The 25,206-nt window shown below is 68.7% G+C and carries 23 protein-coding genes and 1 pseudogene; 12 read left to right on the top strand and 12 right to left on the bottom strand.

Annotation, left to right across the window (positions count from 1 at the left end; genetic code table 11):
- Nucleotides 1-5: 5 nt before the first annotated feature.
- From GT347_RS26735 to GT347_RS26725, 3 genes are all read right to left on the bottom strand, one after another.
- A complete protein-coding gene (locus GT347_RS26735; protein WP_160555077.1) occupies nt 6-1,328 on the bottom strand; it encodes a PQQ-dependent sugar dehydrogenase in 1,323 nt (440 codons plus the stop codon).
- A complete protein-coding gene (locus GT347_RS26730; RefSeq protein ID WP_160555076.1) occupies nt 1,325-1,756 on the bottom strand; it encodes a DUF2231 domain-containing protein in 432 nt (143 codons plus the stop codon). The genes GT347_RS26735 and GT347_RS26730 overlap by 4 nt, the downstream gene beginning before the upstream one ends.
- A 108-nt stretch (nt 1,757-1,864) precedes the next feature.
- Nucleotides 1,865-3,889 carry a polysaccharide lyase domain-containing protein gene (locus GT347_RS26725; RefSeq protein WP_160555075.1) on the bottom strand — a complete coding sequence of 675 codons (2,025 nt, stop codon included), beginning with the start codon at nt 3,887-3,889 and terminating at the stop codon, nt 1,865-1,867.
- A gap of 93 nt (nt 3,890-3,982) precedes the next feature.
- Between GT347_RS26725 and GT347_RS26720 the strand changes: the two genes are divergently transcribed.
- On the top strand, nt 3,983-4,357 hold the full coding sequence (locus GT347_RS26720) for a VOC family protein (protein ID WP_160555074.1): 375 nt from the start codon (nt 3,983-3,985) through the stop codon (nt 4,355-4,357).
- Here the strand turns inward: GT347_RS26720 and GT347_RS26715 are convergent.
- Nucleotides 4,341-5,129 carry a GntR family transcriptional regulator gene (locus GT347_RS26715; protein ID WP_160555073.1) on the bottom strand — a complete coding sequence of 263 codons (789 nt, stop codon included), beginning with the start codon at nt 5,127-5,129 and terminating at the stop codon, nt 4,341-4,343. The two genes, GT347_RS26720 and GT347_RS26715, sit on opposite strands and share 17 nt — an antisense overlap.
- 114 nt (nt 5,130-5,243) lie before the next feature.
- On the opposite strand from GT347_RS26715, the gene GT347_RS26710 reads away from it, so the two are divergent.
- The 3 genes from GT347_RS26710 to GT347_RS26700 are packed head-to-tail and all read left to right on the top strand — an operon-like array spanning nt 5,244 to nt 9,091.
- The gene (locus GT347_RS26710) at nt 5,244-6,617 is read left to right on the top strand and encodes a class-II fumarase/aspartase family protein (RefSeq protein WP_160555072.1); all 1,374 of its coding nucleotides are present in this window, start codon (nt 5,244-5,246) and stop codon (nt 6,615-6,617) included.
- 35 nt (nt 6,618-6,652) lie between these two features.
- Nucleotides 6,653-7,642 (top strand): tripartite tricarboxylate transporter substrate-binding protein, encoded by a 990-nt coding sequence (locus tag GT347_RS26705; RefSeq protein WP_160555071.1) that lies wholly within the window; start codon nt 6,653-6,655, stop codon nt 7,640-7,642.
- A 6-nt stretch (nt 7,643-7,648) separates the two neighbouring features.
- Nucleotides 7,649-9,091, top strand: coding sequence for a class II fumarate hydratase (locus GT347_RS26700; RefSeq protein ID WP_160555070.1), 1,443 nt, complete (start codon nt 7,649-7,651; stop codon nt 9,089-9,091).
- Here GT347_RS26700 and GT347_RS26695 read toward each other — a convergent pair.
- Genes GT347_RS26695 through GT347_RS26675 form a run of 5 tightly spaced genes read right to left on the bottom strand, consistent with a single transcriptional unit; the run spans nt 9,045 to nt 14,102 of the window.
- A complete protein-coding gene (locus tag GT347_RS26695; protein WP_160555533.1) occupies nt 9,045-9,950 on the bottom strand; it encodes a DMT family transporter in 906 nt (301 codons plus the stop codon). The two genes, GT347_RS26700 and GT347_RS26695, sit on opposite strands and share 47 nt — an antisense overlap.
- Nucleotides 9,951-10,000: 50 nt before the next feature.
- Complete coding sequence (locus tag GT347_RS26690; RefSeq protein WP_160555069.1) at nt 10,001-10,447, bottom strand: DUF2721 domain-containing protein; 447 nt, start codon at nt 10,445-10,447, stop codon at nt 10,001-10,003.
- 34 nt (nt 10,448-10,481) lie between these two features.
- A complete protein-coding gene (locus GT347_RS26685; RefSeq protein WP_160555068.1) occupies nt 10,482-11,897 on the bottom strand; it encodes a cytochrome c in 1,416 nt (471 codons plus the stop codon).
- Between the two features lie 2 nt (nt 11,898-11,899).
- On the bottom strand, nt 11,900-13,537 hold the full coding sequence (locus tag GT347_RS26680; RefSeq protein WP_160555067.1) for a GMC family oxidoreductase: 1,638 nt from the start codon (nt 13,535-13,537) through the stop codon (nt 11,900-11,902).
- 25 nt (nt 13,538-13,562) lie between these two features.
- Nucleotides 13,563-14,102, bottom strand: coding sequence for a sorbitol dehydrogenase family protein (locus GT347_RS26675; RefSeq protein ID WP_229722554.1), 540 nt, complete (start codon nt 14,100-14,102; stop codon nt 13,563-13,565).
- 203 nt (nt 14,103-14,305) lie between these two features.
- Between GT347_RS26675 and GT347_RS26670 the strand changes: the two genes are divergently transcribed.
- On the top strand, nt 14,306-15,388 hold the full coding sequence (locus tag GT347_RS26670) for a helix-turn-helix transcriptional regulator (RefSeq protein ID WP_160555066.1): 1,083 nt from the start codon (nt 14,306-14,308) through the stop codon (nt 15,386-15,388).
- 18 nt (nt 15,389-15,406) lie between these two features.
- Here the strand turns inward: GT347_RS26670 and GT347_RS26665 are convergent, their stop codons facing one another.
- Nucleotides 15,407-16,324 (bottom strand): LysR family transcriptional regulator, encoded by a 918-nt coding sequence (locus GT347_RS26665; protein WP_160555065.1) that lies wholly within the window; start codon nt 16,322-16,324, stop codon nt 15,407-15,409.
- A gap of 103 nt (nt 16,325-16,427) precedes the next feature.
- Here GT347_RS26665 and GT347_RS26660 point away from each other — a divergent pair, with 103 nt between their 5' ends.
- The 4 genes from GT347_RS26660 (at nt 16,428) to GT347_RS26645 (ending at nt 19,817) form a co-directional block, all read left to right on the top strand.
- A complete protein-coding gene (locus tag GT347_RS26660; RefSeq protein WP_160555064.1) occupies nt 16,428-17,810 on the top strand; it encodes an acyclic terpene utilization AtuA family protein in 1,383 nt (460 codons plus the stop codon).
- Nucleotides 17,807-18,172 carry an AtuA-related protein gene (locus GT347_RS26655; protein ID WP_160555063.1) on the top strand — a complete coding sequence of 122 codons (366 nt, stop codon included), beginning with the start codon at nt 17,807-17,809 and terminating at the stop codon, nt 18,170-18,172. The genes GT347_RS26660 and GT347_RS26655 overlap by 4 nt, the downstream gene beginning before the upstream one ends.
- Before the next feature lie 43 nt (nt 18,173-18,215).
- Nucleotides 18,216-19,199 (top strand): Bug family tripartite tricarboxylate transporter substrate binding protein, encoded by a 984-nt coding sequence (locus GT347_RS26650; RefSeq protein WP_160555062.1) that lies wholly within the window; start codon nt 18,216-18,218, stop codon nt 19,197-19,199.
- 111 nt (nt 19,200-19,310) lie between these two features.
- Nucleotides 19,311-19,817, top strand: a complete 507-nt coding sequence (locus tag GT347_RS26645) for a DUF1993 domain-containing protein (RefSeq protein ID WP_160555061.1) — start codon at nt 19,311-19,313, stop codon at nt 19,815-19,817.
- A gap of 6 nt (nt 19,818-19,823) precedes the next feature.
- Here the strand turns inward: GT347_RS26645 and GT347_RS26640 are convergent, their stop codons facing one another.
- Together GT347_RS26640 and GT347_RS26635 are read right to left on the bottom strand one after the other, a co-directional pair.
- A complete protein-coding gene (locus tag GT347_RS26640; RefSeq protein WP_160555060.1) occupies nt 19,824-21,113 on the bottom strand; it encodes an MFS transporter in 1,290 nt (429 codons plus the stop codon).
- A 67-nt stretch (nt 21,114-21,180) separates the two neighbouring features.
- Nucleotides 21,181-21,714, bottom strand: coding sequence for a gluconokinase (locus GT347_RS26635; protein WP_229722552.1), 534 nt, complete (start codon nt 21,712-21,714; stop codon nt 21,181-21,183).
- A 147-nt stretch (nt 21,715-21,861) separates the two neighbouring features.
- On the opposite strand from GT347_RS26635, the pseudogene gntR reads away from it, so the two are divergent.
- The 3 genes and pseudogenes from gntR (at nt 21,862) to GT347_RS26620 (ending at nt 25,204) form a co-directional block, all read left to right on the top strand.
- Nucleotides 21,862-22,889: pseudogene (gene gntR, locus GT347_RS26630) on the top strand (HTH-type transcriptional regulator GntR).
- 186 nt (nt 22,890-23,075) lie between these two features.
- Nucleotides 23,076-24,734: a hypothetical protein gene (locus tag GT347_RS26625; RefSeq protein WP_160555059.1), complete on the top strand. Its 1,659-nt coding sequence runs from the start codon at nt 23,076-23,078 to the stop codon at nt 24,732-24,734.
- Nucleotides 24,731-25,204: a hypothetical protein gene (locus tag GT347_RS26620; protein ID WP_160555058.1), complete on the top strand. Its 474-nt coding sequence runs from the start codon at nt 24,731-24,733 to the stop codon at nt 25,202-25,204. Before GT347_RS26625 ends, GT347_RS26620 begins: the two co-directional genes overlap by 4 nt.
- Nucleotides 25,205-25,206 lie beyond the last annotated feature (2 nt).

Below are 25,206 nucleotides of genomic sequence, written 5' to 3'. Positions count from 1 at the left end.
GGTCCCTACTGCCCGGCGGCAGTGACGGACCAGACGGTGTTGCCGACATCGTCGGCGATCAGCAGGGCGCCATCCGCGCCCTGCGCCAGGCCGACCGGCGCGCCGAAGAGCGACTTCTCGTCCTGCGAGAAGAAGCCGGTCACCACCGGCATCTTTTGCCCGGTCGGCTTGCCGTTCTCGAAGCGCACGAAACTCACCTGGTAGCCGCTCAGCGGCGAGCGGTCCCAGCTGCCGTGTTCGCCGATGAAGGCGCCGCCGCGATACGAGGCCGGCAGGTTGGCGCCGGTGTAGAACAGCAGGCCGAGCGGCGCCACATGCGAGGTCAGCGCGTAGTCGGGCTTCAGGGCCTTGGCCACCAGGTCCGGCCGCTGCGCATGCACCCGCTGGTCCACATGCTGGCCGTAGTAGCTGTAGGGCCAGCCGTAGAAGCCGCCGTCCTGCACCGAGGTCAGGTAGTCGGGCACCAGGTCGGCGCCGATCTCGTCGCGTTCGTTGACGATGGCCCAGAGCTTGCCCGTCTGCGGCTCCCACTGCAGGCCGGTGGGGTTGCGCAGGCCGGAGGCGAACACCCGGCTGGCGCCGCTGGCGACATCCACTTCCAGCACGGCGGCGCGTCGGTATTCGACTTCCAGGCCGTTCTCGGTGATGTTGCTGTTGGAGCCGACGCCGACATAGAGCTTCTTGCCGTCCGGGCTGGCCAGCAGGGCCTTGGTCCAGTGGTGGTTGATGGTGCTCGGCAGGTCGGCCAGCTCGGTGCCGGGGTCGGCCATGCGGGTGGCGGCCGGGTCGTAGGCGAACTTCAGGATGCGGTCGGTGTCGGCCACATAGAGGGTCTGGCCGATCAGCTGAATGCCGAAGGGCGAGTTCAGCTTCTCGATGAACACATGCTGCGCCCACTTGCCGGTGGCCGCGTCCTTGCGCAGCAGGGTGACGCGGTTGCCGCCCTTCTCGCCCTTGCCGGAGCGGTTCTTCACCATGCCGGCGATCAGCTGCTTGGGCGTGGTCACGGCTTCGGTGCCCGGGCCGTTGGATTCGACCACCAGCACATCGCCGTTGGGCAGCGCCAGCAGTTGGCGGGGGTGCTTGAGCTGGCCGGCGATCTTCTCGATTTTCAGGCCGGCGGCCACGGCCGGATGGGCATCGCCCTGCCAGCCCACGCCGGTGGGCACCTGCATCGGCGGCACCAGGAAATTCTTCGCGGCCGGCAGTTCGGGCGCGGCGCCCATCTGGCGCTGGGGATCGACGGCTGCCCGGTCGCCGCAGGCGGCGAGGGTCAGCACCATGGCGGCGGGAACCAGGGCGACCCATGTCTTGTTGATTTTTTTCATGGCTGGCCCTTGAGTGCGTGCAGGGTCGTGAGGACGGTGGCGATGGCCAGCAGCACGACGGTGGCGATCGACAGCCACACACCCTCCGGCACGATGGAATAGGCATCCCGGCTGTGCACGAAGGCATTGACGATGGCGGCGGCGATGCCTGCCAGGTACAGCCAGAAGGCCGCCATGGCATGGCCGGACCGCGGACGCGCGCCCGGGAACCAGACGCGGACCAGGTCGATCAGCCGGGGAATGATGGCGAAGACCAGGCCGGCGGCGATCAGCCAGGCGGCGGCCTTGAACCACATCACATTGCCGCTGTTGGCATAGACCACGTCGGAGATCAGCGCGGCGACCAGGAAGCCGAAAGGGATGGGGTTGAGCAGGTCGAAGACGATGGCCGCGGGCCGGGAGGGTGGCGGATGGAGGTCGGGTCTCATGGGTGATTTCGGCAAGGCTTGTCTAAAGGACCGCCAGCCTAGATCGCTTCCCGCCCCACAAGCCGCCCCGAAAGCGGCTAGCGCTTTTCGCCTACGCCGCTTTCAGAATCACGAACCCGCGTCGCGATGCCAGGGACGCGGGCCGTAGAGGCGCGGCGCGGCGCCGGCTTCTAAGGCGCCGATATCGGGTGCCTTGCCCTGGAAGCCGTCGTTGATGGTCGGCAGCCGGGCGCCGGCATCGACCAGCGGCGAGCCGGCCGCCGGGCTGAAGTCGTAGTCGGCAGGGGCGTAGAGGCGCTGCACGTCCGGCCTGTCGGGCATGGAGACCTTCACCAGGTCCGCATAGCCCGCCGCGAAGCTGTGCCGCTCCTGGCCGGTGGCGGCCTGCATGTCGGCCAGGCTCTTGAAGGCGCGCTTGACCGTCGGTTTGCTCCAGTCCATGCCCACCTCGAAAGGCGGCGTGTTCCATTCGTAGGCGACGGCCGCCTGCGGATTGAAGCCGTAGGCGTTGTGGTCGGCCTGGGAGTGGTTGCTGTAGCTGTTCATGCGCAGCAGCGGCGCCTTGGGGTTGACGCCCAGCACCAGGTTGTTCATCCACACCTGGTTGGGCGCGTCGGTCGCCACCTCGCCCACGAAGGTGTTCTGCAGCAGCAGCACGTTGGCGGCGGTGCCCACCTTCATCACCCCTTCGGTGGTGGTGTTGTAGACGAGGTTGCGCACGAAATAGACCGGCCCGCCCAGCAGCGGCGTGGCGCTGAGCGCGCCGCTGATGCTGTTGAAGCAGCGGTTGTCGTAGACCCGGATGTTGTGCGCGCCGCCATCGGTCTCGATGCAGTTGTCGCTCATGTTGAAGAAGTCGTTGCCGTGGAAGTCGATGGACACCGGCACCCGGTCGCGCTTCTCCAGGCCGTTGGCATCCTGGTCGGGATCGCCGTAGGTGGCGATGTCCACGCCGTCGTGCCAGTGGGCGATGTAGTTGTGCGCCACCACATGGCCCTGGCCATAGAGCTTGATGGCGTATTCGGAGCCTTCCGGGCCGCCGAGCTTTTCGGGAAAGCCCGGCAGCTTCTCCCACTCGGCGCCGCGCCAGCCCATCATCTTCTTCGGGTCGTGGCGGCCGATGAATTCGTTGTCGGCGATGTAGAAGTTCTTCGAGCCCGACCAGTCGTCCTGCACGCCGCGGCCGATGTCGTAGAGCCTGGAATGCTTGAGCGTGAAGCCGCTGGCCCCGGCGATGTTCTTCAGGCCCAGCAGGAACACCAGGTTGGCATTGCGGAAGGTGATGCCCTCGAAGTAGTTGTAGTTGGCGGCCATCAGGTTGAAGAAGGTCTGCGCGCCGTTGCCGTCGAAGATGACTTCGCCGTCGCCCGCGGCCTTGATGGCGATGGGTTTGTCGGCCGTGCCGCTGGCCGTGAGGTAGTAGGTGCCGTCGAACAGGGTGCTGAGGGCGTTGTAGCCCGGATGCGGCAGGCCGTTGAGGTAGTGCACCCGGTCGGACTGGTAGGTGCCGGCATGCACCAGCACCGTGTCGCCCGGCTTCACCCGGGGCGGGAAGGTGCCCTGGAAGTCGGAGCTGGCCGCGCCTTCGTAGTAGGCCTCCATCAGGCCGGTGAAGGCCGGCTCCTGCTTGGGGCCGGTCCAGCCGATGGGGTAGACGTGATAGACCTTGCCGCCCGGCGCCGGCATCGGCTCGGCCCGGGTGCGGACCTCGACGGTGCGGCTGCCGCCGCCGCGCACGCCGTCGGGATCGGCGAGCTTCAGGCGCACCTGGTAGCGGGTGTCCGGCAGCAGGCCGAAGATGCTGCCGGCGAACATATTGGGGTTGACGTAGCGGTTCGGGTCCGGATGGAAATTGGCCCGTGGCGGCACCAGGTTGCCGACCTTCTCGCCCTGCGAGCGCACCAGCGGCATGGCCGGCAGCCAGGCGCCCTGCCCCGCCTCGCGGTATTCGACCTCGACGCTGGCATTGCGGTTGCCGTCGCCCTCGATGCGCCATTCGAGGCCGATCGCCTGCAACGTGGGCGGCTCCACCCACAGGTCGCGGGCGGTCACGGCGTCGGGGCCGGGCCTGGCCTGCGCGCCAGCGGACAGGGACGCCAGTCCCACGAACAAGGCGCCGATCTTCATCTTCATGTCAGTTCCGGTGATTAGCATCGCCGGTCATTATTGGGGACGCGGTCCGCACCGGCCCGTCCTGCCCATCCATCCCGCCGCGAGGTAGCTCTTTTGGACGCTTCTTTCATCCTCTATGTGAGCGATCTCGAACGAAGCAGCCGCTTCTACGCCGAGCTTCTCGGGCAGCAGCCGGTGCCCTTCGAGGCCACCTTCGTGATGTTCTTCCAGGAATCCGGCGCGCGCCTGGGCCTGGCGCAGCGCGACAGCATCGCCTCCGCCGGTGCCCTGCCCTCGTCCGGCTTCGAACTGGACTTTCCGGTCAGCACCCATGGCGATGTGGACCGGATGCATGCCGACTGGGTGCGCCGGGGCCTGGCCATCGTCGAGCCGCCGAACCACATGGCCTTCGCCTATACCTTCGTGGCGGCCGACCCGGACGGCCACCGGCTGCGCTTCTACTGCCGCCGGGTCAGCGGCGGCTACTAGCCGGCTCCGGCGTGGCCGCGGGCTGCGCGGCGCTGGCCTGCTCCCGGGTCAGCTGCATGGAGAACACATAGCGGTCGGCCGGATGCAGGGTGATGCTCAGGTCGATCAGCCGGCCGGCCTCGTCCAGATAACGCCGCACGATGCGCAGCGCAGGCGTTCCGGCCTCAGCCTGCAGCGCCTCGGCCAGCTCTGCCGGCACCAGCGCGCCGTGCACATCCTGGCGCACCTGGGCAACGCGGCGGCCGTAGTGCGTTTCCAGCAGGGTGGCGACCAGCACATCGGGCGAGCCGGCCACCCGCTCCGGCAGGCTGGAGACATCGCCCTGCTCCGCATCCACATACACATCGGTCCAGCCGATCGGCTTGGGCTCGGCCGCGCCGTCCAGGCGCATGAAGGAGATCTTCAGCCAGGTGCTGCCGGCCGCGCAGCCGATCTGCCGGGCCAGGGCGCGGTCGGCCACCACCGTGCGGGTGGACTGCAGCACCCGGCCATGGGCCTGGCCGTAGTGGATCAGGTCTTCCAGTGAACTCAGGGCCTGGCGGTAATGCCCGCTGGGCTCGCGGGCCTCCACCCGGGTGCCGAGCTTGCGGCGGCGCGAGACCAGGCCCAGCTGCTCCAGCTCCTGGATCGCCGCGCGCAGCGTGTGGCGGCTCACGCCCAGGGTGACGGCCAGGTCCACCTCCTTGGGCAGCACCGAGCCCACCGCCAGCTCGCCCGAGGCGATGCGGGCGGCCAGGTCGCGTGCGATCTGCACGTACAGCACATCAGCCACGGCGGCCCGCCCGCGGATCGCCCGGGATAAACCCTGGCCTGCTTTCAAGTCCGGTCATATTAAATTTAAGATATTAGGTACGTACCTTACAGCCATCATCCACAGCCGCCCACCATGCCGTCCAGTTCCAGCTTTTTTGCCAGCACCGTCATCGACTCGATTCTCTTTCGGGATGCCTTCGGCACCGCGAAGATGCGCGAGATCTTTTCCGACCGGGCGCTGATCCAGCGCTATATCGATGCCGAAGTGGCGCTGGCCAAGGCCGAGGCCCGGGTCGGCGTGATCCCGGCCGAGGCAGCCGAGGTGATCGCCCGCGAATCGAAGATAGAGCGCATCGACTTCGACCACATGCGCGAGGAGACCGACATCGTCGGCTATCCCATCCTGCCCCTGGTGCACCAGCTGGTGGCCATGTGCGGCGATGCCGGCCGTTATGTGCACTGGGGCGCCACCACCCAGGACATCATGGACACGGCCGTCGCCCTGCAGGTGCGCGATGCGCTCGACAGCATCGACGGCGACATCCGCGAGCTGCGCGCCATCCTCGCCGGCCTGGCCAGGACGCACCGCGACACCCCCATGGCCGGCCGCACCCACCTGCAGCAGGCGCTGCCGGTGACCTTCGGCTACAAGGTGGCGATCTGGCTGGCCATGTTCGACCGCCACCAGGAACGCCTGGCCCAGTTGCGGCCGCGGGTGGCGGTGGTGGAGTTCGCCGGTGCCGCCGGCACCCTGGCCTCGCTCGGCGACAAGGGCTTCGAGGTGCAGGCCGCCATGGCCGAGGAACTGCAGCTGGGCGTGCCCGCCACCACCTGGCATGTGGCGCGCGACGGTTTCGCCGAGGCGGTGAACCTGCTGGGCCTGATCACCGGCTCGCTCGGCAAGATCGCGCTGGACATCATGATCATGGCCAGCACCGAGTTCGCCGAGGTCTACGAGCCCTTCGTGAAGGGCCGCGGCGCCAGCAGCACCATGCCGCAGAAGCGCAACCCCATCTCCAGCGAGCTGATGCTGGCCGCCTCGAAGGCGGTGCGCCAGCATGCCGGCCTGATGCTGGATGCCACGGTGCAGGATTTCGAGCGCGCCACCGGCCCCTGGCATGCCGAGTGGATCGCGATCCCCGAGAGCTTCGTGCTGAGCGCCGGCGCCCTGCACCAGGCCAAGTTCGCCCTCGGCGGCCTGATCGTGGACGAGGCCCGCATGGCCCACAACCTGGGCATCAGCAAGGGCCTGATCGTGGCCGAGGCCGTGATGATGGGCATGGCGCCCTTCATCGGCCGCCAGCAGGCGCACGACGTGGTCTACGACGCCTGCCGCACCGTCAACACGCAGGGCGGCACCCTGGCCGAGGCGTTGATGGCGCTGCCCGAGGTCACCGCGCATTTCGACCGCGCTGCCATCGACCGGCTGACCGACCCCGCCAACTACCTGGGACTGGCGCCGCAGATGGTGGACCGGGCGATCGAACTCTCGGCCCGCGTGGCCTGAGATCCGGGACATCACACACAAGACGGAGACAAGAAATGCTGCACACAAGACGCACCCTGGCCCTCACCCTCGCCGCCGGCATCGCCGCCCTGGCCGCACCCGCGATGTCCCGGGCCCAGGCCTGGCCGACCCGGCCGATCAGCTGGATCGTGCCCTTCGCCGCCGGCGGCCCCACCGACGCCCTGGCCCGCGACATCGCCGACCACACCGGCCGCCAGCTCGGCCAGACCATCCTGATCGACAACGCGGCCGGTGCCGGCGGCACCATAGGCTCGACCAAGGCGGCCCGCGCCGCGCCGGACGGCTACACCTTCCTGGTCGGCCACATGGGCTACATGGGCGCGGCGCCCGCCCTCTACAAGAAACTGGCCTACGACCCGGTGAAGGACTTCGAGCCGGTGCTGCGCATGCCCGATACGCCGCTGGTGCTGCTGGTCAGCACCAGGTCGCCTTACGGCTCGGCGGCCGAGCTGATCGCCTATGCCAAGCAGAACCCGGGCAAGCTCAATTTCGGCAATGCCGGCGTGGGCTCCACCTCGCACCTGGTGGCGGCGCTGTTCGCCAGCCGGGCCGGCATCCGCATCACCCAGGTGGCCTACAAGGGCGCGGGCCCGGCGATGAACGACCTGATCGCCGGCCAGGTCGATGCCATGTTCGACCAGACCAACACCGCGCTGCCCCAGGTCGGTGCCCGGCTCAAGGCCATCGGCCTGACCTCCGAGAAGGAGATGAGCCAGTTCCCCGGCGTGCCCACGCTGGGCGCCACGGTGCTGCCGGGTTTCGAGACCTCCACCTGGTTCGGCCTGTACGCGCCCAGGGGCACGCCCAAGGAGATCGTCTCGAAGATGTCCGACGCCTACCTGAAGGCGCTGGAAGACAAGGCCTGGACCCAGAAGATGGCCGCCCAGGGCATCCGCCTGCTGCCCACGGCGGACGCTTCCGCCACGGCGCTGGGCCAGCACACGGCCTCCGAGGTGGAGCGCTGGAAGAAGGTCGCCGCCGAAGCCCACATCAGCCTCGACTGAGCCGCGATGACGCCCGGCACCCGCATCGAACACGACGCATTCGGCCCGGTCGAAGTACCGGCCGAGCGCTACTGGGGCGCGCAGACCCAGCGCGCGCTGGCGGTCTTCACCATCGGCACCGAGTATTTCCCGCCCTGCCTGCTGCACGCCTTCGGCCTGCAGAAGATGGCGGCCGCGCGCGCCAACCTGCGCTGCGGCGCGCTGGACGCCGAACGCGCCGACGCGATCGAGCGCGCCGCCGCCGAACTCAGCCGGGGCCGCTTCGATGCGGACTTCCCCCTCACCATCTGGCAGACCGGATCCGGCACGCAGACGAACATGAACGCCAACGAGGTCGTGGCCAACCGAGCCAACGAGCTGCTGGGCCAGCCGCGCGGCGGCAAAAGCCCGGTGCATCCGAACGACCATGTGAACGCCTCGCAGTCGTCCAACGACAGTTTCCCGACCGTGATGCATATCGCCGCCACGCTGGAAATCCAGCAGCGCCTGCTGCCGGCGCTGGCCGTGCTGCGCGACAGCCTGGCGGACCGCACCCAGGCCTTTCGCGGCGTGGTGAAGATCGCCCGCACCCACTTGATGGATGCGGTGCCGATGACGGTGGACCAGGCCTTCGACGCCTTCACCCGCCAGGTCGACCTCGGCATGGAACGGGTGGCCGGCACCCTGCCCCGGCTGAGGGTGCTGCCGCAGGGCGGCACCGCGGCCGGCACCGGGCTGAACGCGCCGCCGGGCTTCGACACCGCCTTCTGCGAGGAACTGAGCCGGCTGACCGCGACCGCCTTCGTGCCCAATCCGAGCAAGTTCGAAGGCATGGGCGTGCACGACGCGCTGGTGGAGGCCTCGGGCGCCCTCAACACCCTGGCCAGCTCGCTCATCAAGATGGCCAACGACCTGCGCCTGCTGGGCTCCGGCCCGCGCTGCGGCCTGGGCGAGCTGCGCATCCCGGACGACGGCCTGACCTCTTCCATCATGCCGGGCAAACGCAATCCGACCATCGCCGAGGTGCTGGTGCAGGCGGGGCTGCAGGTGATGGGCAACCATGTCACCGTCACCATGGCCAATGCCAGCGGCAATTTCGAGCTGAACGTGGCCAAGCCGCTGCTGATCCACAACCTGCTGCAGTCGATCCGGGTGCTGGCCGATGCGGTGCGGGTGTTCGCCCTGCGCCTGGTGGCCGGGCTGGAGCTGAACCACGAACGGCTGGCCGCCAACGTGGAGAACGCGCTGCTGGCGGTGACCGTGCTCAATCCGGTGCTGGGCTACGACCGGGTGGCCGCTATCGTGCGGGAAGCGCTGGCTTCCAACCGCGGTCCGCGGGAAGCAGCGGTCTCGCTGGGCCTCATCAGCGCAGAGGACTACGATCGCCATGTGGATGCCGCGGCCATGGCCGCGCCGCATGGCCTCAGTGCTCTTCGACAGGAGCCTTCGGGAACATCCGGTCGCGGATGAGTGTGGCCGCGACGCTGCTGCCGATCACGATGGCGATGCCGGTCCAGCCCAGCGCGTCGATCTGCTCGCCCAGGAACCACATGCCGAACATCACCGCGAAGAGGATGCCGAAGTACTGCAGGTTGGCCACGACCAGCGTTTCGACATGGGAGCGGGCCGAACCGTAGGCCCGGGTCAGCGAGAGCTGGGCGAAGGCCGAGCAGAAGCCGATCAGCAGCAGCCAGATCGCGTTCGACCAGTGCCATTCGGAGATGCCGGTGAACAGCATCCACAAGGCCCCCAGCACGGCGGAGGCCACGGCGTAATAGAAGACCACCCGGATCTCCGGCTCCCCCACCCGCGACAGCGCCACCACCTGCAGGTAGGCGAAAGCCGCCAGCAGCCCGGACAGCAGGCCGCTGAGCGTGGGGATCAGCGACTGCGGATCGGCCGAGGGCCGCAGGATCATCACCACCCCGGAAAAGCCCGCCACCACCGTGGCCAGCAGCGCCAGCTGGCCGAGCAGCATGCGGCCCTCGCTCTCCCGCCCGCCGCCCAGGTAGGCCACGAAGCCGGCGCCGACCAGGAACAGCGCCACCCAGACGCTGCTGAGGTAGTTGAGGGTCATCGCCCCGGCCAGCGGCACGGCGGCCATGCAGTAGAACCAGGTGCCCATGGAGAAGCCGCCGACCAGGCTGCGCGACGCATGCAGCTTGCCGTGGCGGGTCTTCAGGCTCACGCCCTGGGCGCGGGCCAGCAGGCCGATGACCACCATGCTGATGATGCCTCGCCAGAACACCAGCTCGGCACTGGTGAAGGCCAGCGAGCCCTTCTTGACACACACGCCCATGACGGCGAACAGCAACGACGAGACGATCATCCACATGGGGCGATTGTCCACGCCGCGCGGGCTGGCGGCCCGCCGGGCGATCAGGTGGGGTTGATGCTGTGCTGGGCCACGAATATCTCCACCAGCATCAGCACATAGGTGGCGATCAGCGTGAGCATCGCGACGATGAAGAGCAGGGCCACCGGACGGTCGAAGTCGATCTCGAGTTCGTTGGCCATGAAGAGCGAGCCGATCAGCAGGCAGACCACGATGGCGCAGGAGGCGCCGGCCGTCATGGCCGCGTTGATGATGCGGGCGCGGCGGTTGAGGGTGTCGAGCTCGGTGTCGATGTCCTGGCGCTTGGCTTCGTCGGACTTGCTGTCGGCGTCGGCCGTCTCGCGGTCCTCCCGGCGCTTGTGGGTGCGGTCGTTGATGCGCGCCAGCCGGTTGCTGAGGATGGTGAGCGTGCCGCCGATGGCCGCCAGCATGAAGGCGGGGCCGACGGCCAGCTGGATGACGTGGGAGGTGTCGGCGTGGATCGAGAGCATGGCCGGATTCTAGGAGCCGGCCATGCGGCGCCTGCTACTGCCGGCTTCGGCGGCGCAGCAGCCAGAAACCCAGGACCAGCAGCACCAGCACGCCGACGCCCATGCCGAAACGCGCCAGCGTGATCAGCGGCGAGCGCGGGCCGCCGGCGCGCACCGTCTGCACATCCGCTGCGCTGACCTTCTTCAGGCCGCCGTTGCCATGCTCCTGCAGGATGTAGTTGGCCAGGTGGGCCACGTCGCCGTTGCTGAGCTTGGTCACCGCATTGACCTGGCTGCCGAAGGGCGGCATGAAGACATGGCCTTCGGCCGTCTCGCGGTCCACGCCGTAGAGGATGGTGGCGATCAGGTTCGTAGCGTTGGCGCCGGCCGTGGCCGAGTTGTGGAACAGGCTCGGGTAGTAGCCGTCGCGTGTGCCCTGGGCGTTGTAGCCGTGGCAGGAGGCGCAGTTGGCCGAGAACAGCTGGGCGCCGACCGACTTGCTCTTCATGCCGGCTGCGTAGTTGTCACCCCGCAAGCCACTCAGCCCGTTGCCGGCCTGGCCCTGCTCGAAGCGGCTCTTGCCGCCCTGGGCGTCGGCCGCGTTGGCGACCGGCGGCAGCTGCAGGATGTAGGCCGCCATGGCGTGCAGGTCGGCGTCCGTCATGTGGCTGAAGCTGTTGGTGATGGCTTCGGCCATGCTGCCGGCGGCCTGCGCCTTGCCTTCGAGGCGGCCGGTCTTGAGGTAGGCGACCAGTTCGTCCCGGCTCCAGCTGCCGATGCCGCTGACCTTGTCCGGGGTGATGTTGGGCGCGTACCAGGCGCCGACCAGGGCGCCGGCCATCTTCTGCCCGCCCTGCTCCTGCATCAGGAAGCCGCGCGGGGTGTGGCAGGTGCTGCAGTGGGCGGCGCCCTCGACCAGGTAGCGGCCGCGGTTGAGGTCGATCGAGAATTCGGGCGCGTCCTTCTGCGGCTCGCTCTGCAGGAAGAGCGCGTTCCAGGCCTTCATCGAGGCGCGGATGTTCATCGGGAACGGCAGGCTGGTCGGCTCGGTGGGTTTGTCCACCGCCGCCACGCCCTGCATGAAGTAGGCGTAGAGCGCCTTCACGTCCTCGTCGTGCAGGTTGGCGTAGGCCGTGTAGGGCATCGCCGGGTAGAGGTTGGCGCCGTCGGCACGCACGCCCTTGCGCAGGGCGTCGGCGAACTGCTGCTCGGTATAGGCGCCGATGCCGAACTGCTTCGACGGCGTGATGTTGGTGGCGACGATCTTGCCGACCGGCGAGTCGATCACCAGGCCGCCGGCCATGGGCTGGCCATGGTGGGCGGTGTGGCAGGCGATGCAGTCCGAGGCGGTGGCCAGGTACTTGCCGCGCTTGACCAGCTCGTCGGGAAAGGTGGTCTGGGCGAATGCGGGTGCCAGGGCCATCAGGCCCAGCGCAGCGCCGAGCAGGCGGGTCTTGAGTCGGAAGCCCATGTTCAAGCCCCCTTCATCTGCCGCTGCAGCGCATCGGCCGCACGGAAGGCCAGTGCCGTCATGGTGATGGTGCTGTTGCCGCAGGCGGTGCTGGGCATGGCGCCGCCTCCGGGCAGGTAGAGGTTCTCGTGGTCGTGGGTGCGGCAGTCGGCATCGACCACCGAATCGGCCCGGTCGGCGCCCATGATGGTGCCGCCCATGATGTGTTTGCTCTGGTTGAACTTGGGGCTGATCTTGTAGCTCTTCGCACCCATGGCCGCGGCGATCTTCTTGCCCAGCGGCACCGAGTATTCCTCGGCCGAGCGGCGCACATAGTCGCCCACGTCGTAGTGGATGTGCGGCCGGGGCAGGCCCAGCCAGTCCTTCTTGTCGGACAGGGTCAGGCGGTTGTTCGCATCCGGCAGGATCTCGTGGGCCAGCACCACGTCGGCGCTGCAGGCGGTCATGCGGCGGATCTCCTCGTCCAGCGCCTTGCCGACCAGGCCCTTCTTCAGCGCCTCGAAGACGACGAAGCGGGTGCGGCCGAAGTTGTTGTAGCGGAAGTAGGCGCCGGCATGGCGGGAGCGGAAATCGCCCTGCGAGGTTTCCATGATGCCGCTGTTGACCACCGGGCCGACGCCGGACCAGAAGGGCTCGTCCAGCTCCATGGTCATGGTGAGCTGGGGGTGGTCCATCATGTTGCGGCCGACCTGGTCGGAGCCGTTGGCAATGCCGCGCGGGTTGCGCTCGTCGGCGGACATCAGCAGCAGCTTGGGTGTCTCCAGCCCGTTGCAGGCGATGACGAACTGCTTGCCGCCCACGCGGTGGCTCTTCTTGTTCGGATCGAAGTAATGCACCGCCTCGATGCGGTTGCCGGCGCCCGATTCCACGCGGTAGACCACCGCGTCATAGACGATGCGTGCGCCCTTGGCTTCGAGCCGGCGCAGCGCGGTGGCGCCGTCGTACTTGGCGCCGATCGGGCAGACCGGCACGCAGTTGTTGTTGGCGCAGCAGGCCGGCCGGTCGTCGTAGGGCATGCCGCTGTTGCGGGCCTGGGCGACGGGGAAGTTGTGCAGGCCGAGCGAGGCCACGGCCTCGGTGAATCGCGTCTCGCCCGGGCTGAAGGGCAGCGCCGGCATGGGATAGGGCTGCGAGCGGGCGCCGGTCTGCGGCCATTGTTGGGCGCGGTCCGAAGGGCCGCAGATGCCCAGCTTGTGCTCGACGCGGGTGTAGTAGGGCTCCAGCGTGTCGTAGTCGAACAGCCAGTCGCGGCCCACGCCGTAGAGCGACTTCAGGCGCATGTCCTCGGGCGTCAGCCGCCAGCTGGTGCCGGCCCAGTGCCAGGTTGAGCCGCCGGCGTAGCGGATATAGGACTGGTCGTAGGAGTCCGGGCCGCTCAGCTGGAGGTAGGCGTCCTCGGGCTTCTTGGTCGGCATCGGATGCGGCGCCCAGGGGCGCGGCGGGTAGCAGGAAGAGGCGCTGCCCTTCATCGACAGCGGCAGGTTGCGGAAGTTCTCCACGACCTCGGCGCGTTCCACGCGCGGGCCGGCTTCCAGCATCAGCACGGGGATGCCGGCATCGAGCAGCTGCTCGGCGATCACCAGGCCGACGACACCCGTGCCGACGATCACCACGTCGGCGCTTTGTTTCTTTTGACTCATGGGGGAAAGACTGTTGTGGCGCCGCTCAGAAGACGGGCATGGGCACGAGCGGGATCGTGACCTGGCTCCACCGGTCGGGGCCGGAGATGCCGTAGGAGGGAATCGTGACCACGTCGATGGTGGTCTGGAAGGCCAGCGCCTCCTCGAAGGCGAAGACTGTGGCGTCCGGTTTGGCCGAGGAGGCGCCGGTGTACCAGGCGAAGATGATCCAGTGGGCCAGATCCTCCGCGGGGCCGGCGGGGATGTCGCCGAAGAAGTCCTCGACCACCTTGGCCTGCTTCTTCTCGGCGATGGCGATCAGCGCCCTCACTTGCTCGGCGCCGTCGGCATGCTGTTTGACGAGAAAAGCCTGGATGCGCTCGCCCACGCCCGCCACCAGACGGTGGTTGATCAGCAGCTGCGAGAGGTGCAGGAACTCCGCCAGGTCCTGCGCCTGCCGGCCCTGCCCGGCCGCCGCGGCGATCGACCGCAGCGGCGATGCCAGGACCACGGCACCGCCGACGATGACACCGCCGATCAGCATCTCGCGCCGGGACAGCGCGGATGCCTTGTTTGCTTCACTCACGAATACCTCGTCTTTTGCGCACACCGCCGCCGGCCGCTGCGATTGCGGCCGGTCGTTTTCATCGGGTTAACCCTAAATTGTATCGGTGTGCGGAATAACCTTAGCCCTCGGTCATTACGTATGGCTCTGCAAGACCTTCATAAGCCCTTACAAATCTGCAGCATTAAGTTACATTTGAAGGCGTCTTCGGTACCGGTGCCGCCATGCCGCCTGAATCGATCCTGCTCGACCAGATCTACGCCGCCGCGCTGGGCGACGCGGACTGGTCGACCGTGCTGGCCGGCCTGCGTGAACGCACCGGCAGCCGGTTCGCGGTGCTGATGTCGCTCGATGCGGCCACGCTGGCGACCTCGGTGCATGCCGTCGCCACCGACGACCAGGCCAATCTGCACAGCATGGTCGGTGCCTATACAGGCGAATTCCACCGCAGCGATCCCACACCCGCGCTGGTGGCGCAATGGGGCCGGGGCCGCTGGTTCCTCGACCACGAAGTGCTGACCCGGCGCACGCCGCGGCACAGCGCCTACTACGAGGACTTCCTCAAGCCGCATGGCAGCGACAACTGGGCCGGCCTGTTCCTGGAGCGTTGCGCGGCGCAAAACACCTTCCTCAGCTTCGTCGGCTGCGAGGACCGGCCGCTGGACCCGGCGGCGCAGCGCGGCATCGACGTCCTGTCCGGCCACATGGCGCGCGCCCTGGCGCTGGGCCGCCGGCTGGGCGCGCTGCAGCTGCAGTCGGCCCTCTCCACCCGCCTGCTGGATGCCCTCGACGGCGCGCTCTTCCTGCTCGACGAGTCCGGCCGGCTGCTGCTCGACAACGCCGCCGGCCGGGCCATGGCCGCGCAGCTCGGCCCCGCCCTGTGTTTTGCCGGCGGCATGCTGCGCATCGCCACGCCCGGCTGGAACCGGGCGGCCTGGGATGCCGCACGCGCCAGCGGCGTGCTGCGGCTGCCGCGCCGGGACGGCCGACCGCTGCACCTGTTCCTCACCCCGGTGCCGGCGCATGCCCAGCTGGCGCAGCCCTGGCAACGGCCGCTGGTGCTGCTGTCGGCGGCGAGCGAAACGGCGCCCGAGCTGCGACTGCAGCGTCTGCGCGCCATCCACGGCCTGACCGAGGCGGAGGCGCAGCTGGCCCTGCAGCTGCATGTCGACGGCCTGGGGCCCGAGGAATGCGCGCTGCTGCGCGGCGTGAGCCTGAACACCGTGCGCACCCAGATCAAGTCCATCCACCTGAAGCTGGGCGTGAAACGCCTCTCGGCGGCGGCGCGGCACATTCTTTCGCTTTGACGATGCGGCTGCCGGGGCTCAACCCCGCGCCAGGCTGCCCAGCCGGCTGATCACCAGATCGTGCAGGGTCTGCGCCGCCACCGACAGGCTGCCCTCGCGCCGCCGCACCAGGTAGACCGCCCGCGTGTGCGCCAACGCCAACGGCCGCGCCACCAGGCCGGGACGGCGGAACTGGTAGAGCGTGAGTTCCGGCACGATGCTGATGCCCAGCCCCGCCTCCACCAGGCCGGTGACGGTGGCGAGCTGCTCCACTTCCAGCACTGTCTTCATCGTCAGCGGATGCAGGGCGGCTTCCAGGGCCTGGCGGACGCTGCTGTTGCGGGTCATGTGCACGAAGGGGTGTTCGGCGATGCGCCGCAGGCTGGGGCGGCGGCCGCCGGCCAGGGGATGGTCGGCGCGGCAGACCAGGTGGAAACGGTCGGCATGCAGCGGATGGAGGTGCAGGCCCATGGCCTCGGCGCCGCGCGCGTCGGCCGAGGCCAGGGCGAAGTCGGCCTGGCCGCCGCGCACCAGGTCCAGGCAGGCATCGGACAGGCGGTCGCTCAGCTCCAGCTCCACGCCGGGCCAGCGCTGGTGGAACTCGGCCAGCACCGGCGGCAGCCAGCCGGCCGCCAGCGAGGGCAGCGCGGCCATGTGCACCCGGCCGCGCCGGCGCTCGACCTGGTCGTCCAGGTCCTGCAGCGCATCGGCCACATCGGCCAGCAGGCGGCGCGCCGAAGGCTCGAAGAGCCGGCCTTCCGGCGTGAGCTGCACGCTGCGGGTGTTACGGTCGAACAGGCGGGTGTTCAGCGATGTCTCCAGCGCCCGGATCAGCGCGCTGAAGGCCGGCTGCGACAGGTGGCAGGCCTCGGCCGCGCGGGTGAAATGCCGGCGGTCGGCCAGGGCCAGGAAGGCGCGCAGCTGGCGGGTGGAGAGATCGGGCTGGGCCTTGTGCATTGATCTGCCTCTTCGATGAATTCATCCGGAATTTCGATTTTACGGATGACAGATCCCATGCCTAAATTCGGCTTCGAACTTCCAGCCCAAAACGAGACCGACCATGTCCCCTGCCCCACGGCCCGCGCTGCTGATCGGCTGCGCCGCCGGCTTCTCGGGCGACCGCACCGATGCCGCCGGCCCGGTGGTCAGCACCCTGATCGCCCGCCTGGCCGCCGGCCCCGCCGGCCAGCGCGCCTTCCTGATCTTCGAAACCCTGGCCGAACGCACCCTGGCCCTGGCCCAGCTGCGCCGCCGCGTCGATCCCGAGGCCGGCTACGAACCCCTGCTCGACGCCATGCTGCGGCCGGTGCTGCGGCGCTGCCTGCAGCACGGCATCCGCATCGTGGGCAACTTCGGCGCGGCCAACCCCGAGGCCGCCGCCCGCCATGTGCTGCGGCTGGCCCGGGAGCTGGGCCTGCAAGCGCCGCGCGTGGCCGTGGTGCACGGCGACGATGCGCGGGGCACGGCCGCCATGGCCCTGCTCGAAGGCGAGATCGGCGGCCGGGTGAACACGCAGGCGGTGGTCAGCGCCAATGCCTATATAGGCGCCGAGCCGATCGCCGCGGCGCTGGACGCCGGCGCCGATGTGGTGGTGTGCGGGCGGGTGGCCGATCCCTCCCTGGCGGTGGGCCCGGCCATGTCGCATTTCGGCTGGGCCGCCAACGACTGGCAGCGCCTGGGCCGCGCCACCATGGTCGGCCATCTGCTGGAATGCGGCACGCAGGTCACCGGCGGCTATTTCGCCGACCCGGGCTACAAGGATGTGCCGGGCCTGGCCAACCTCGGCTACCCCATCGCCGAGATCGACGCCGAGGGCCGCTGCACCATCGGCAAGGCCGATGGCACCGGCGGCTATGTGACCGAGCAGACGGTGAAGGAACAGCTGCTCTACGAGGTGCACGACCCGGCGGCCTATCTCACGCCGGACGTGACGGCCGACATCTCGGACGCCACCGTGCGCCAGGTCGGCCCCGACCGGGTGGCGCTGGAAGGCGTGACCGGCCATGCCCGCACCAGCCACTACAAGGTCAATGTCTGCCACGAAGGCGGCTGGTTGGCCGAGGGCGAGATCTCCTATGCCGGCCCGCGCGCCGAGGCCCGCGCCCGGCTGGCGGCCGAGGTGCTGCGCCAGCGCCTGCCGCGGCTGCAGCTGCGCGCGGATTTGATCGGTGTGTCCAGCATCTTCGGGGACGACGGCGGCCAGCTGCTGTCCGCCCAGGCGGCGGGCGACGGGCGCGATGTGCGCCTGCGTGTGGCCGCTGCCCACGCCAACCGCGCGGAGGCCGAGAAGCTGCTGCATGAAGTCACCGCGCTCTACACCTGCGGACCGGCCGGCGGCGGCGGGGTGCGCACCACCATCACCTCGCGGCTCAACACCGTGTCCTGCCTGTTGCCGCGCGATGTGGTGCCGACCGGCTTCTCCTTCGTCACGGAGGCCGCATGACAGCGCCGCGCACCGTTCCCCTCTACCGCCTGGCCCACGGCCGCACCGGCGACAAGGGCGACCGCTCCAACATCAGCGTGATCGCCTGGCATCCCGCGCTGTGGCCGCTGCTGGTGGACCAGCTCACGCCGGAAGTGGTGGCGCAGCAGTTCGCCCACCGCCGGCCCAGCGCCGTGCAGCGTTTCCTGCTTCCCCGGCTCTGCGCGATGAATTTCGTGCTGGACGGCGTGCTCGACGGCGGCGTGAACGACGCCCTCAACCTCGACACCCACGGCAAGGCGCTGTCCTTCCTGCTGATGGAGCTGCAGGTGCAGGTGCCCGAGGCCTTGATGCCGCACCTGGCCGGGCCGCCCGGCGGCTGAAAAAAAACCGATTTCGATACGACAACACCAGGAGACAAGAACCATGAAGCACCTACCGCTCACCCCCCGCCGCACCGCCCTGGCCGCCATGGCCCTGGCCTGGCTGGGCGCCCTGCCCGCCCAGGCCCAGACTTTTCCGGACAAGCCGATCACCTTTGTCGTGCCCTTCGCCGCCGGCACCGCCACCGACCAGATCGCCCGCGCCCTGGCCAACGGCGTCACGGCAGAAAGCAAACAGGCGGTGGTGATCGACAACCGCGCCGGCGCCAGCGGCTTCATCGCCTCACAGCAGGTGGCCAAGGCGCCGGCCGACGGCTACACGGTGCTGATCACCACCAACACCACCCACGCGGCCAACGAACACCTCTACAAGAAGCTGCCCTACGACCCGGTGAAGGACTTCGCGCCCATCGCCGGCCTGGGCAAGGGCGGGCAGATCATGGTGGTCAACAACAATTTCCCGGCGAAGTCGGTGGTCGAGTTCCTGGCGCTGGCCAAGAAGGAGCCGGGCAAGTACTCCTTCGGCAGCGGCAGTTCCTCGTCCCGCATGGCGGGCGAGCTGCTGCAGCAGATGGCCGACGTGAAGCTGCTGCACGTGCCCTACAAGAGCAACACCCTGGCCGTGACCGACCTGCTGGGCGGCCAGATCAGCATGATGATCACCGACACCGCCACCGGCCTGCCCCAGGTCAAGGCCGGCAAGCTGCGGGCGCTGGGCATGTCGAGCGCGCAGCGTTCGCCGCTGGCGCCCGATGTGCCCACCATCGCCGAGGCCGGCGTGCCCGGCTACGAGATGGGCTACTGGTTCGCCGCCTATGCGCCGGCCAAGACCCCGCCGGCCGTCGTGCGCCGCCTCAACGAGCTGCTGGTGCATGCGGCCAGGAGCGAGGCCGCGCGCACCGCCTTCTACGAGCCGACCGGCACCGAGGTGTTCACCACCACGCCCGAGGAACTGGCGAAGTTCCAGGCCGGCGAATCGCAAAAATGGGGCCGGATTGTGAAGGCTGCCGGCATCGAGGCCGAGTGATGCGGGCCTAACGCCCACGCGGCGTAGGGGCGGGCCGCGGCGGCCCGCAGGCATCCGGCGGCGCGGCTAGCATCCGGCCGCTCCACAGAACCGCAACCGGAAAAAACCGCCATGTCCCTCTCGATGTACGACGCGTCCTCCACCGTCTTCCGCCACTCCCTCGGCCAGCTGGCCCATGTGCTGGAAAAGGCCGCGGCCGACGCCAGCGCGCGCAAGATCGCACCGGCGGTGCTGGTCCAGGCCCGCCTGGCGCCGGACATGCTGCCGCTGTCCGGACAGGTGCAGATCGCCTGCGATACCGCCAAGCTCGCCGTGTCCCGCCTGTCGGGCCAGAAGGCGCCCGCCTTCGAGGACACGGAGACCGATTTCGAGCAGCTCGCCGAACGCATCCGCAAGACCCTGGACTTCATCGCCAGCGTGCCCGCCGAGGCCTTCGCCGGCAGCGAGGACATCGCCGTCACCGTGGGCAGCGGCGAGCGCGCCCGGTCCTTCACCGGCCAGCCCTATCTGCTGCATTTCGCGCTGCCGAACTTCTTCTTCCACGTGACGACCGCCTACGCCATCCTGCGGCACAACGGCGTGCCGGTCGGCAAGAGCGACTATCTCGGCAAGCCCTGAGGCTTCCTATTTCGGCTCGGGGATCGTCTCGATGCGCCCGAGCAGGAACACGAAGGACAGGATCCCGACCACCAGGATCACGCCCGCCAGCAGGAAGGCATTACCGAAGGAGCCGGTGGCGCCCACGATGAAGCCGGTGGCGATCGGCGCCGCTGCGCCCATCAGGTTGTTGCCGAAGTTCATCAGCCCGCCGACGGTGCCCACGCCGCCGCGCGGTGCGATCAGCGAGGGCAGCGACCAGCCCACCGGCGCGGCGGCGGCCAGGCCGCCCAGCGCGATCGAGATCCAGACGATGGCCCAGACCGGGTCGGTGGTCTGCGTGGCGCCGAACACCGCCAGGCCCAGCACCATGCCGGAGACCAGCACCGTCTTGCGCACGCGGGACTCCTCGTGGCCATTGGCGATCAGCTTGTCGATCAGCCAGCCGCCCACCACCAGATCGGAGATCGTGGCCACCATCCAGGGAATCGCGGCGAAGCCGGCCGACTTGATGATGCTCATGTGCATGGTCTGCACCAGGTAGCCCGGCAGCCAGGTCAGGAACAGGTAGAAGCTGTAGCCGTAGGCGGCGAAGCCGATGGTCAGGCCCCAGACCTTGCGCTGCGTCAGCAGGTAGCCCAGCATGCCGCTGGCGCTGACCGGGGGCACGCCCTCGGGCTGCGCGCCGCCTTCGACGATGTAGCGGCGCTCCAGCGGCGAGAGTTTGGTGTCTGCGCTCGGGTCGCGGTAGATGACCAAAAAGGCCAGGAAGTAGATGAAGCTCAGCACCGCCGTCATCACGAAGCCCCAGCGCCAGCCCAGGCCCACCACCACGAAGGCCACCAGCGGCACGCCGATCACGTTGGAGAACTTGGCCGCCGCGTCGAACAGCGCCGTGGCGAAGGCACGCTCGCCGCGCGGGAACCAGTAGCCGGTGGCCTTGGAGCCCACCATGAAGCCCGGCGCTTCGGCCACGCCCAGCAGCATGCGCGCCGCGAAGATGCCGCCCCAGCCGCCGGCCAGCGCCGTGATGGTGGAGGCCAGGCCCCAGCAGAAGGCGCCCCAGCGGCCCACCCGGGTGGGGCCGAAACGGTCGAGCAGCATGCCGGCCGGCACCTGCAGCAGCGCATACGACCAGAAGAAGGCCGAGAGGAAGAAGCCGACCTGTTCGGGCGACAGATGCAGTTCCGCGCTGATCTGCGGCGCGGCCACCGACAGGCTCAGCCGGTCGAGGTAATTGACCAGCACGCCGAGGCCGAGCAGGCCGCCGATGCGCCAGCGGCGCGAGGGTACTTTCTGGCCATCGAGGATTGCCATGGGGTTGTCTCCGGATATGAAAAGGAAATCTGGGGGAAGACGACCATGCCTTCCCTGCTGCCGCGCCTCAGGCGCTGGCCACGGGCGCCCGGGCGCGGACCAGCCGCACCAGTTCGGCGATCGGTTCGGTCGCCGGCACGGCGATCACGCCCGCCTCGCCGCTCGGGTCCTGCAGCGTGGCGAACTGGCTGTCGACCAGGCTGCTGGAGAAAAAATGCGTGTCCTTGCGTGCCTCGACGCGGCGCAGCGCCTCCTGCGGGCTGATCTGCATGAAGACGAAACGCAGGCCCGGCACGGCGGCGCGCAGCGTGTCGCGATAGGCCTGCTTGAGGGCGGAACAGGTCAGCACCGCGCCACCGGCGTGCGAAGCCAGGGCCTGGCCCAGGGCCACCAGCCAGCCGGCGCGATCGGCGTCGGTGAGGGGTATGCCCTGGTGCATCTTCTCGATGTTGGCCGCCGGGTGAAAATCATCCCCCTCGATCAGCGGCAGGCCCAGCGCCTGCCCCAGCGCCTGGCCGAGGCTCGACTTGCCGCAACCGGACACGCCCATGACGACCCACCAGGTCGCGTTCTTGTTGGAATTTTCGAAGTTTGCTGTCATCGCTCACGGTCCGCGGAAATCGTCACGACGAGCGGGCACGATGGCATCGCCTCTATCGGATAGCGCTATCCTAATTCCCTGCATACCGTTTCTGCATACGGGTTTCCCCTGAGAACCCGTGCGCATGAGCCTGCTTTTCCTCACCGCATGACCAGCACCAAGACCCGCGGCACCGGCCGCGTCACCCTGCAGCACGTCGCCAAGCTGGCGGGCGTCAGCCCCATCACCGTGTCGCGCGCGCTGCGCGGCGAGCGGGCCGTGGCGCTCGACCTGGTGGAGCGGGTGCGCGCCGCCGCCGACACCCTGGGTTATGTGCCCGATCCGGCCGCCCGCGCCCTGGCTTCGGCCCACAGCAACCATGTGGCGGTGCTGATCCCGCTGCTGAGCAACACCCTCTTCGTCGACCTGATCGAGAGCGTGCAGCGCACCCTGCGGCCGGAGGGCTTCCAGGCGCTGATCGGCATCACCCACTACGATCCGCGCGAAGAGGAGCAACTGCTGCGCGAGCAGCTGGCGCACCGCCCCGCCGGCCTGATCGTGACCGGCTTCGAGCGCAGCGAAACCGCCCGCCAGCTCATCGCCGCCAGCGGCCTGCCCTGCGTGCACACCATGGAGACCAGTGCCGAGCCGGGCGTGTACTGCGTCGGTTTCTCGCAGCAGGACGCCGGCCGCGACATCACGGCCCATCTGCTGGCCGGCGGCGCGCGACGCATCGCCTTCGCCGGCGCCCAGCTCGATGCCCGGGTGCTGCAGCGGGCTGAAGGCTGGCGCCAGAGCCTGCAGCAGGCGGGCCTGCACGACCCGGCGCTGGAGGTACTGGTGGACGAGCCCTCCTCGCTGGCCCTGGGCGCGCGCATGTTCGAGGCCATGATGGCCTGGCCCGAGCCGCCGGACGCGATCTTCTTCTGCAACGACGACATGGCCCAGGGCGCCCTGCTGGCCGCGCTGCGGCTGGGCGTTTCGGTGCCGGGCCGGGTGGCGGTGGCCGGCTTCAACGACCTGCCGGGCAACGAGCAGATGGTGCCTCCGCTGACCAGCCTGCGCACGCCGCGCGGGAGATCGGGCGGGTGGCGGCACAGATGCTGGTGCAGCTGATTCGTGGAAAGGCGGTGCAGGGGCATTGCGTGAGCCTGCCGTACGAGCTTTGCGCAAGGGGCAGCACGGCGGCGATGTGATCTGGCCGGTTCATTGACGCGGCCTTTCTAGTCCGCAAGAACTATTTTCGTCCCGCCAGACCGGGGCTTCATCCCACGGAAAAGGGCGTTCGTCACTTCAGCCTCGAACCCTTGTCAGTGCCCACTACAGTCCGCCGCTTTTCAACAATCGGATGGACAACAGTGGCGAATTCGAGATTTCAGGCGATGGCCTTGGCTTGGGCGGCGGCCTTGGTCGTCAGTGGGTGCGGCGGTGGCGGCGGTGGCGCGACCACCAGCCCGGCGGCGGCGACGGGTGGCGGGGGCGGCACCACCGGCGGGACCGGTAACGGCGACACGAATTCCGGTGGCGGTGCGCCCAGCACCCCGCAAGCCAGGGTCGAGTTGCAAGGCACGGTCAGCTTCGAGGCGGTTCCGACCCTGGCCGACGGAGGGCTCGATTACGCAGCCCAGACCAGAAAACCCGTTCGTATGGTGGCCATCGAAGCCGTGGACATAGGCGGAAAAATACTGGCCAGCGGCAGGACCGACGGTGCAGGGCATTACGCCCTGTCGGTGCCAAGCCCCGGCTCGGTCAAGCTGCGGGTCTTGGCCCGGATGTTCCAGGACGCAAGTGCCATGGCGGCTCCGTCCGCGGAGGTCGCGGACAACACCGAAGGCGACCAGGTCTACGCCGCGGTGCAGGAGCTTTTCCTGATCGGCTCCGGTGCGCTGAAGCACGACCTGGTCATTCCCTCGGGCTGGCTTGCGGATGGCACCACCTCGGTCGACACGGAACGCGTGGCGGCGCCCTTCGCCATTCTCGACACCATCCAGACGTCCCAGTCCAAGGTGCTCCAGGCCGCACCGGCCACCGTGTTCCCTCTGCTCACGGTGCTGTGGAGCGAGAAGAACACGCCGGCCCTCCCGGTGAATCTCGCCGCAGGAGCCATCGGCACCACGCATACCCGGATGGTCGCCGGCTTGCCCGTGATGGTGCTGCTCGGCAAGAAAGGCGTGGACACCGACGAATACGACGCTTCAGTGATCAGCCACGAATGGGCCCACTACTTCCAGCGCACGGCAAGCCGCGACGACTCGCCAGGCGGCAGTCACTTCTCCCGCGACCTGCTGGACCGCAACCTCGCCTTCAGCGAAGGCTGGGCTACGGCCTGGTCCGGGATCGCACTGGACAGCGGCCGCTACACGGACAGCCAGGGCGATTCGGCGTCCTCCAGCATCGTGATGGACCTGACGACGCCGCCTGCGGCCAACAAGGGCTGGTTCAACGAGAACTCTCTGTGGTATGTGCTGCGCAAGCTGCACGACTCCGATGGACTGGCTCCCATCGTCGATGCCTTCAAGGGGTCCTTCCGCTCGGTGGTCGCAAGCACCGGCATCCACTCGTTCCAGGCCTCGCTGGCCCAGGTGGCACCCAAGGCTGCCGCCAACCTGGCGCCGCTGCTGGAGTCCCAGTCCATCAGTTCCGCCGTGGATGACGCCTGGGCGGTACGCGAAACCAACAACGGCGGCTCCGCGTACGCACTGCCGATGTATGGGCAGTTGGCCATCGGAACGCCCTTGCAGAACCTGTGTGTCTCGAACTCGCTTGACCCCCATTCGGAGGGCAACAAGCTCGGGCAGATCCGCTACCTCAGGTTCTCGGTGACCGAGCCGCGTTTCTATCAAGTGCAGGTCACCGGACCGATCGATAGCGACCCCGACTTCTCCATCACCAACGCCAAGGGCACCGTCGTGCGTGGCGTCACGGATTCACCCGCATACCAGAGCGCCTCCGCCCAGCTGGACGCCGGTGATTACCTGATGGCCGTGCGCGACTACAGGCATTCCTCGGCCGATACCTGCTTCACCGTGAGCATCCAATGAAAAACTTTGCCAAACCCATCCTCCATGCCCGCCGTCTGCTACTGGTGTCCGCCGCTGCATCGCTGGCCCTCGCCAACCTGGCTCAGGCCAAGCCGCAGTTCCAGTCGCTGACCATCGATTACGAAACCAGCGGTATCGCCACCGTCGGCCAGCCCTATCCGGTGACCATCGTCTTTTCGCATGTCGCTTCGACACCCCCCGTGAAGGTGAGCTTCAGTGCCGACCAGGGCCTCAGGCTGGGCAATGCCGGCCCCCGGACGCTGCAGCCAGGAAAGTCCGCGATCACGGTGACGGCCATACCGTCGGCCAACGGCCTGATGTACGTCAATGTGTTCACCCGGCAAGGCACGGCGGGCACGGCCAATTCCGTCCCGGTCCAGGTCGGGCCTGCGGCACCGGTCAAGCAGACCGATGGAGCGGCCAAGTCCGGCTTCGGCAGCAGGGGCATCAAGGAGATGCCGATCCGCTGAGC

Source organism: Xylophilus rhododendri, from assembly GCF_009906855.1.
GTDB lineage: Bacteria > Pseudomonadota > Gammaproteobacteria > Burkholderiales > Burkholderiaceae_C > Xylophilus > Xylophilus rhododendri.
Note: the sequence above shows the minus strand (reverse complement) of the source record. Positions and strands in the feature narration are given on the sequence as shown.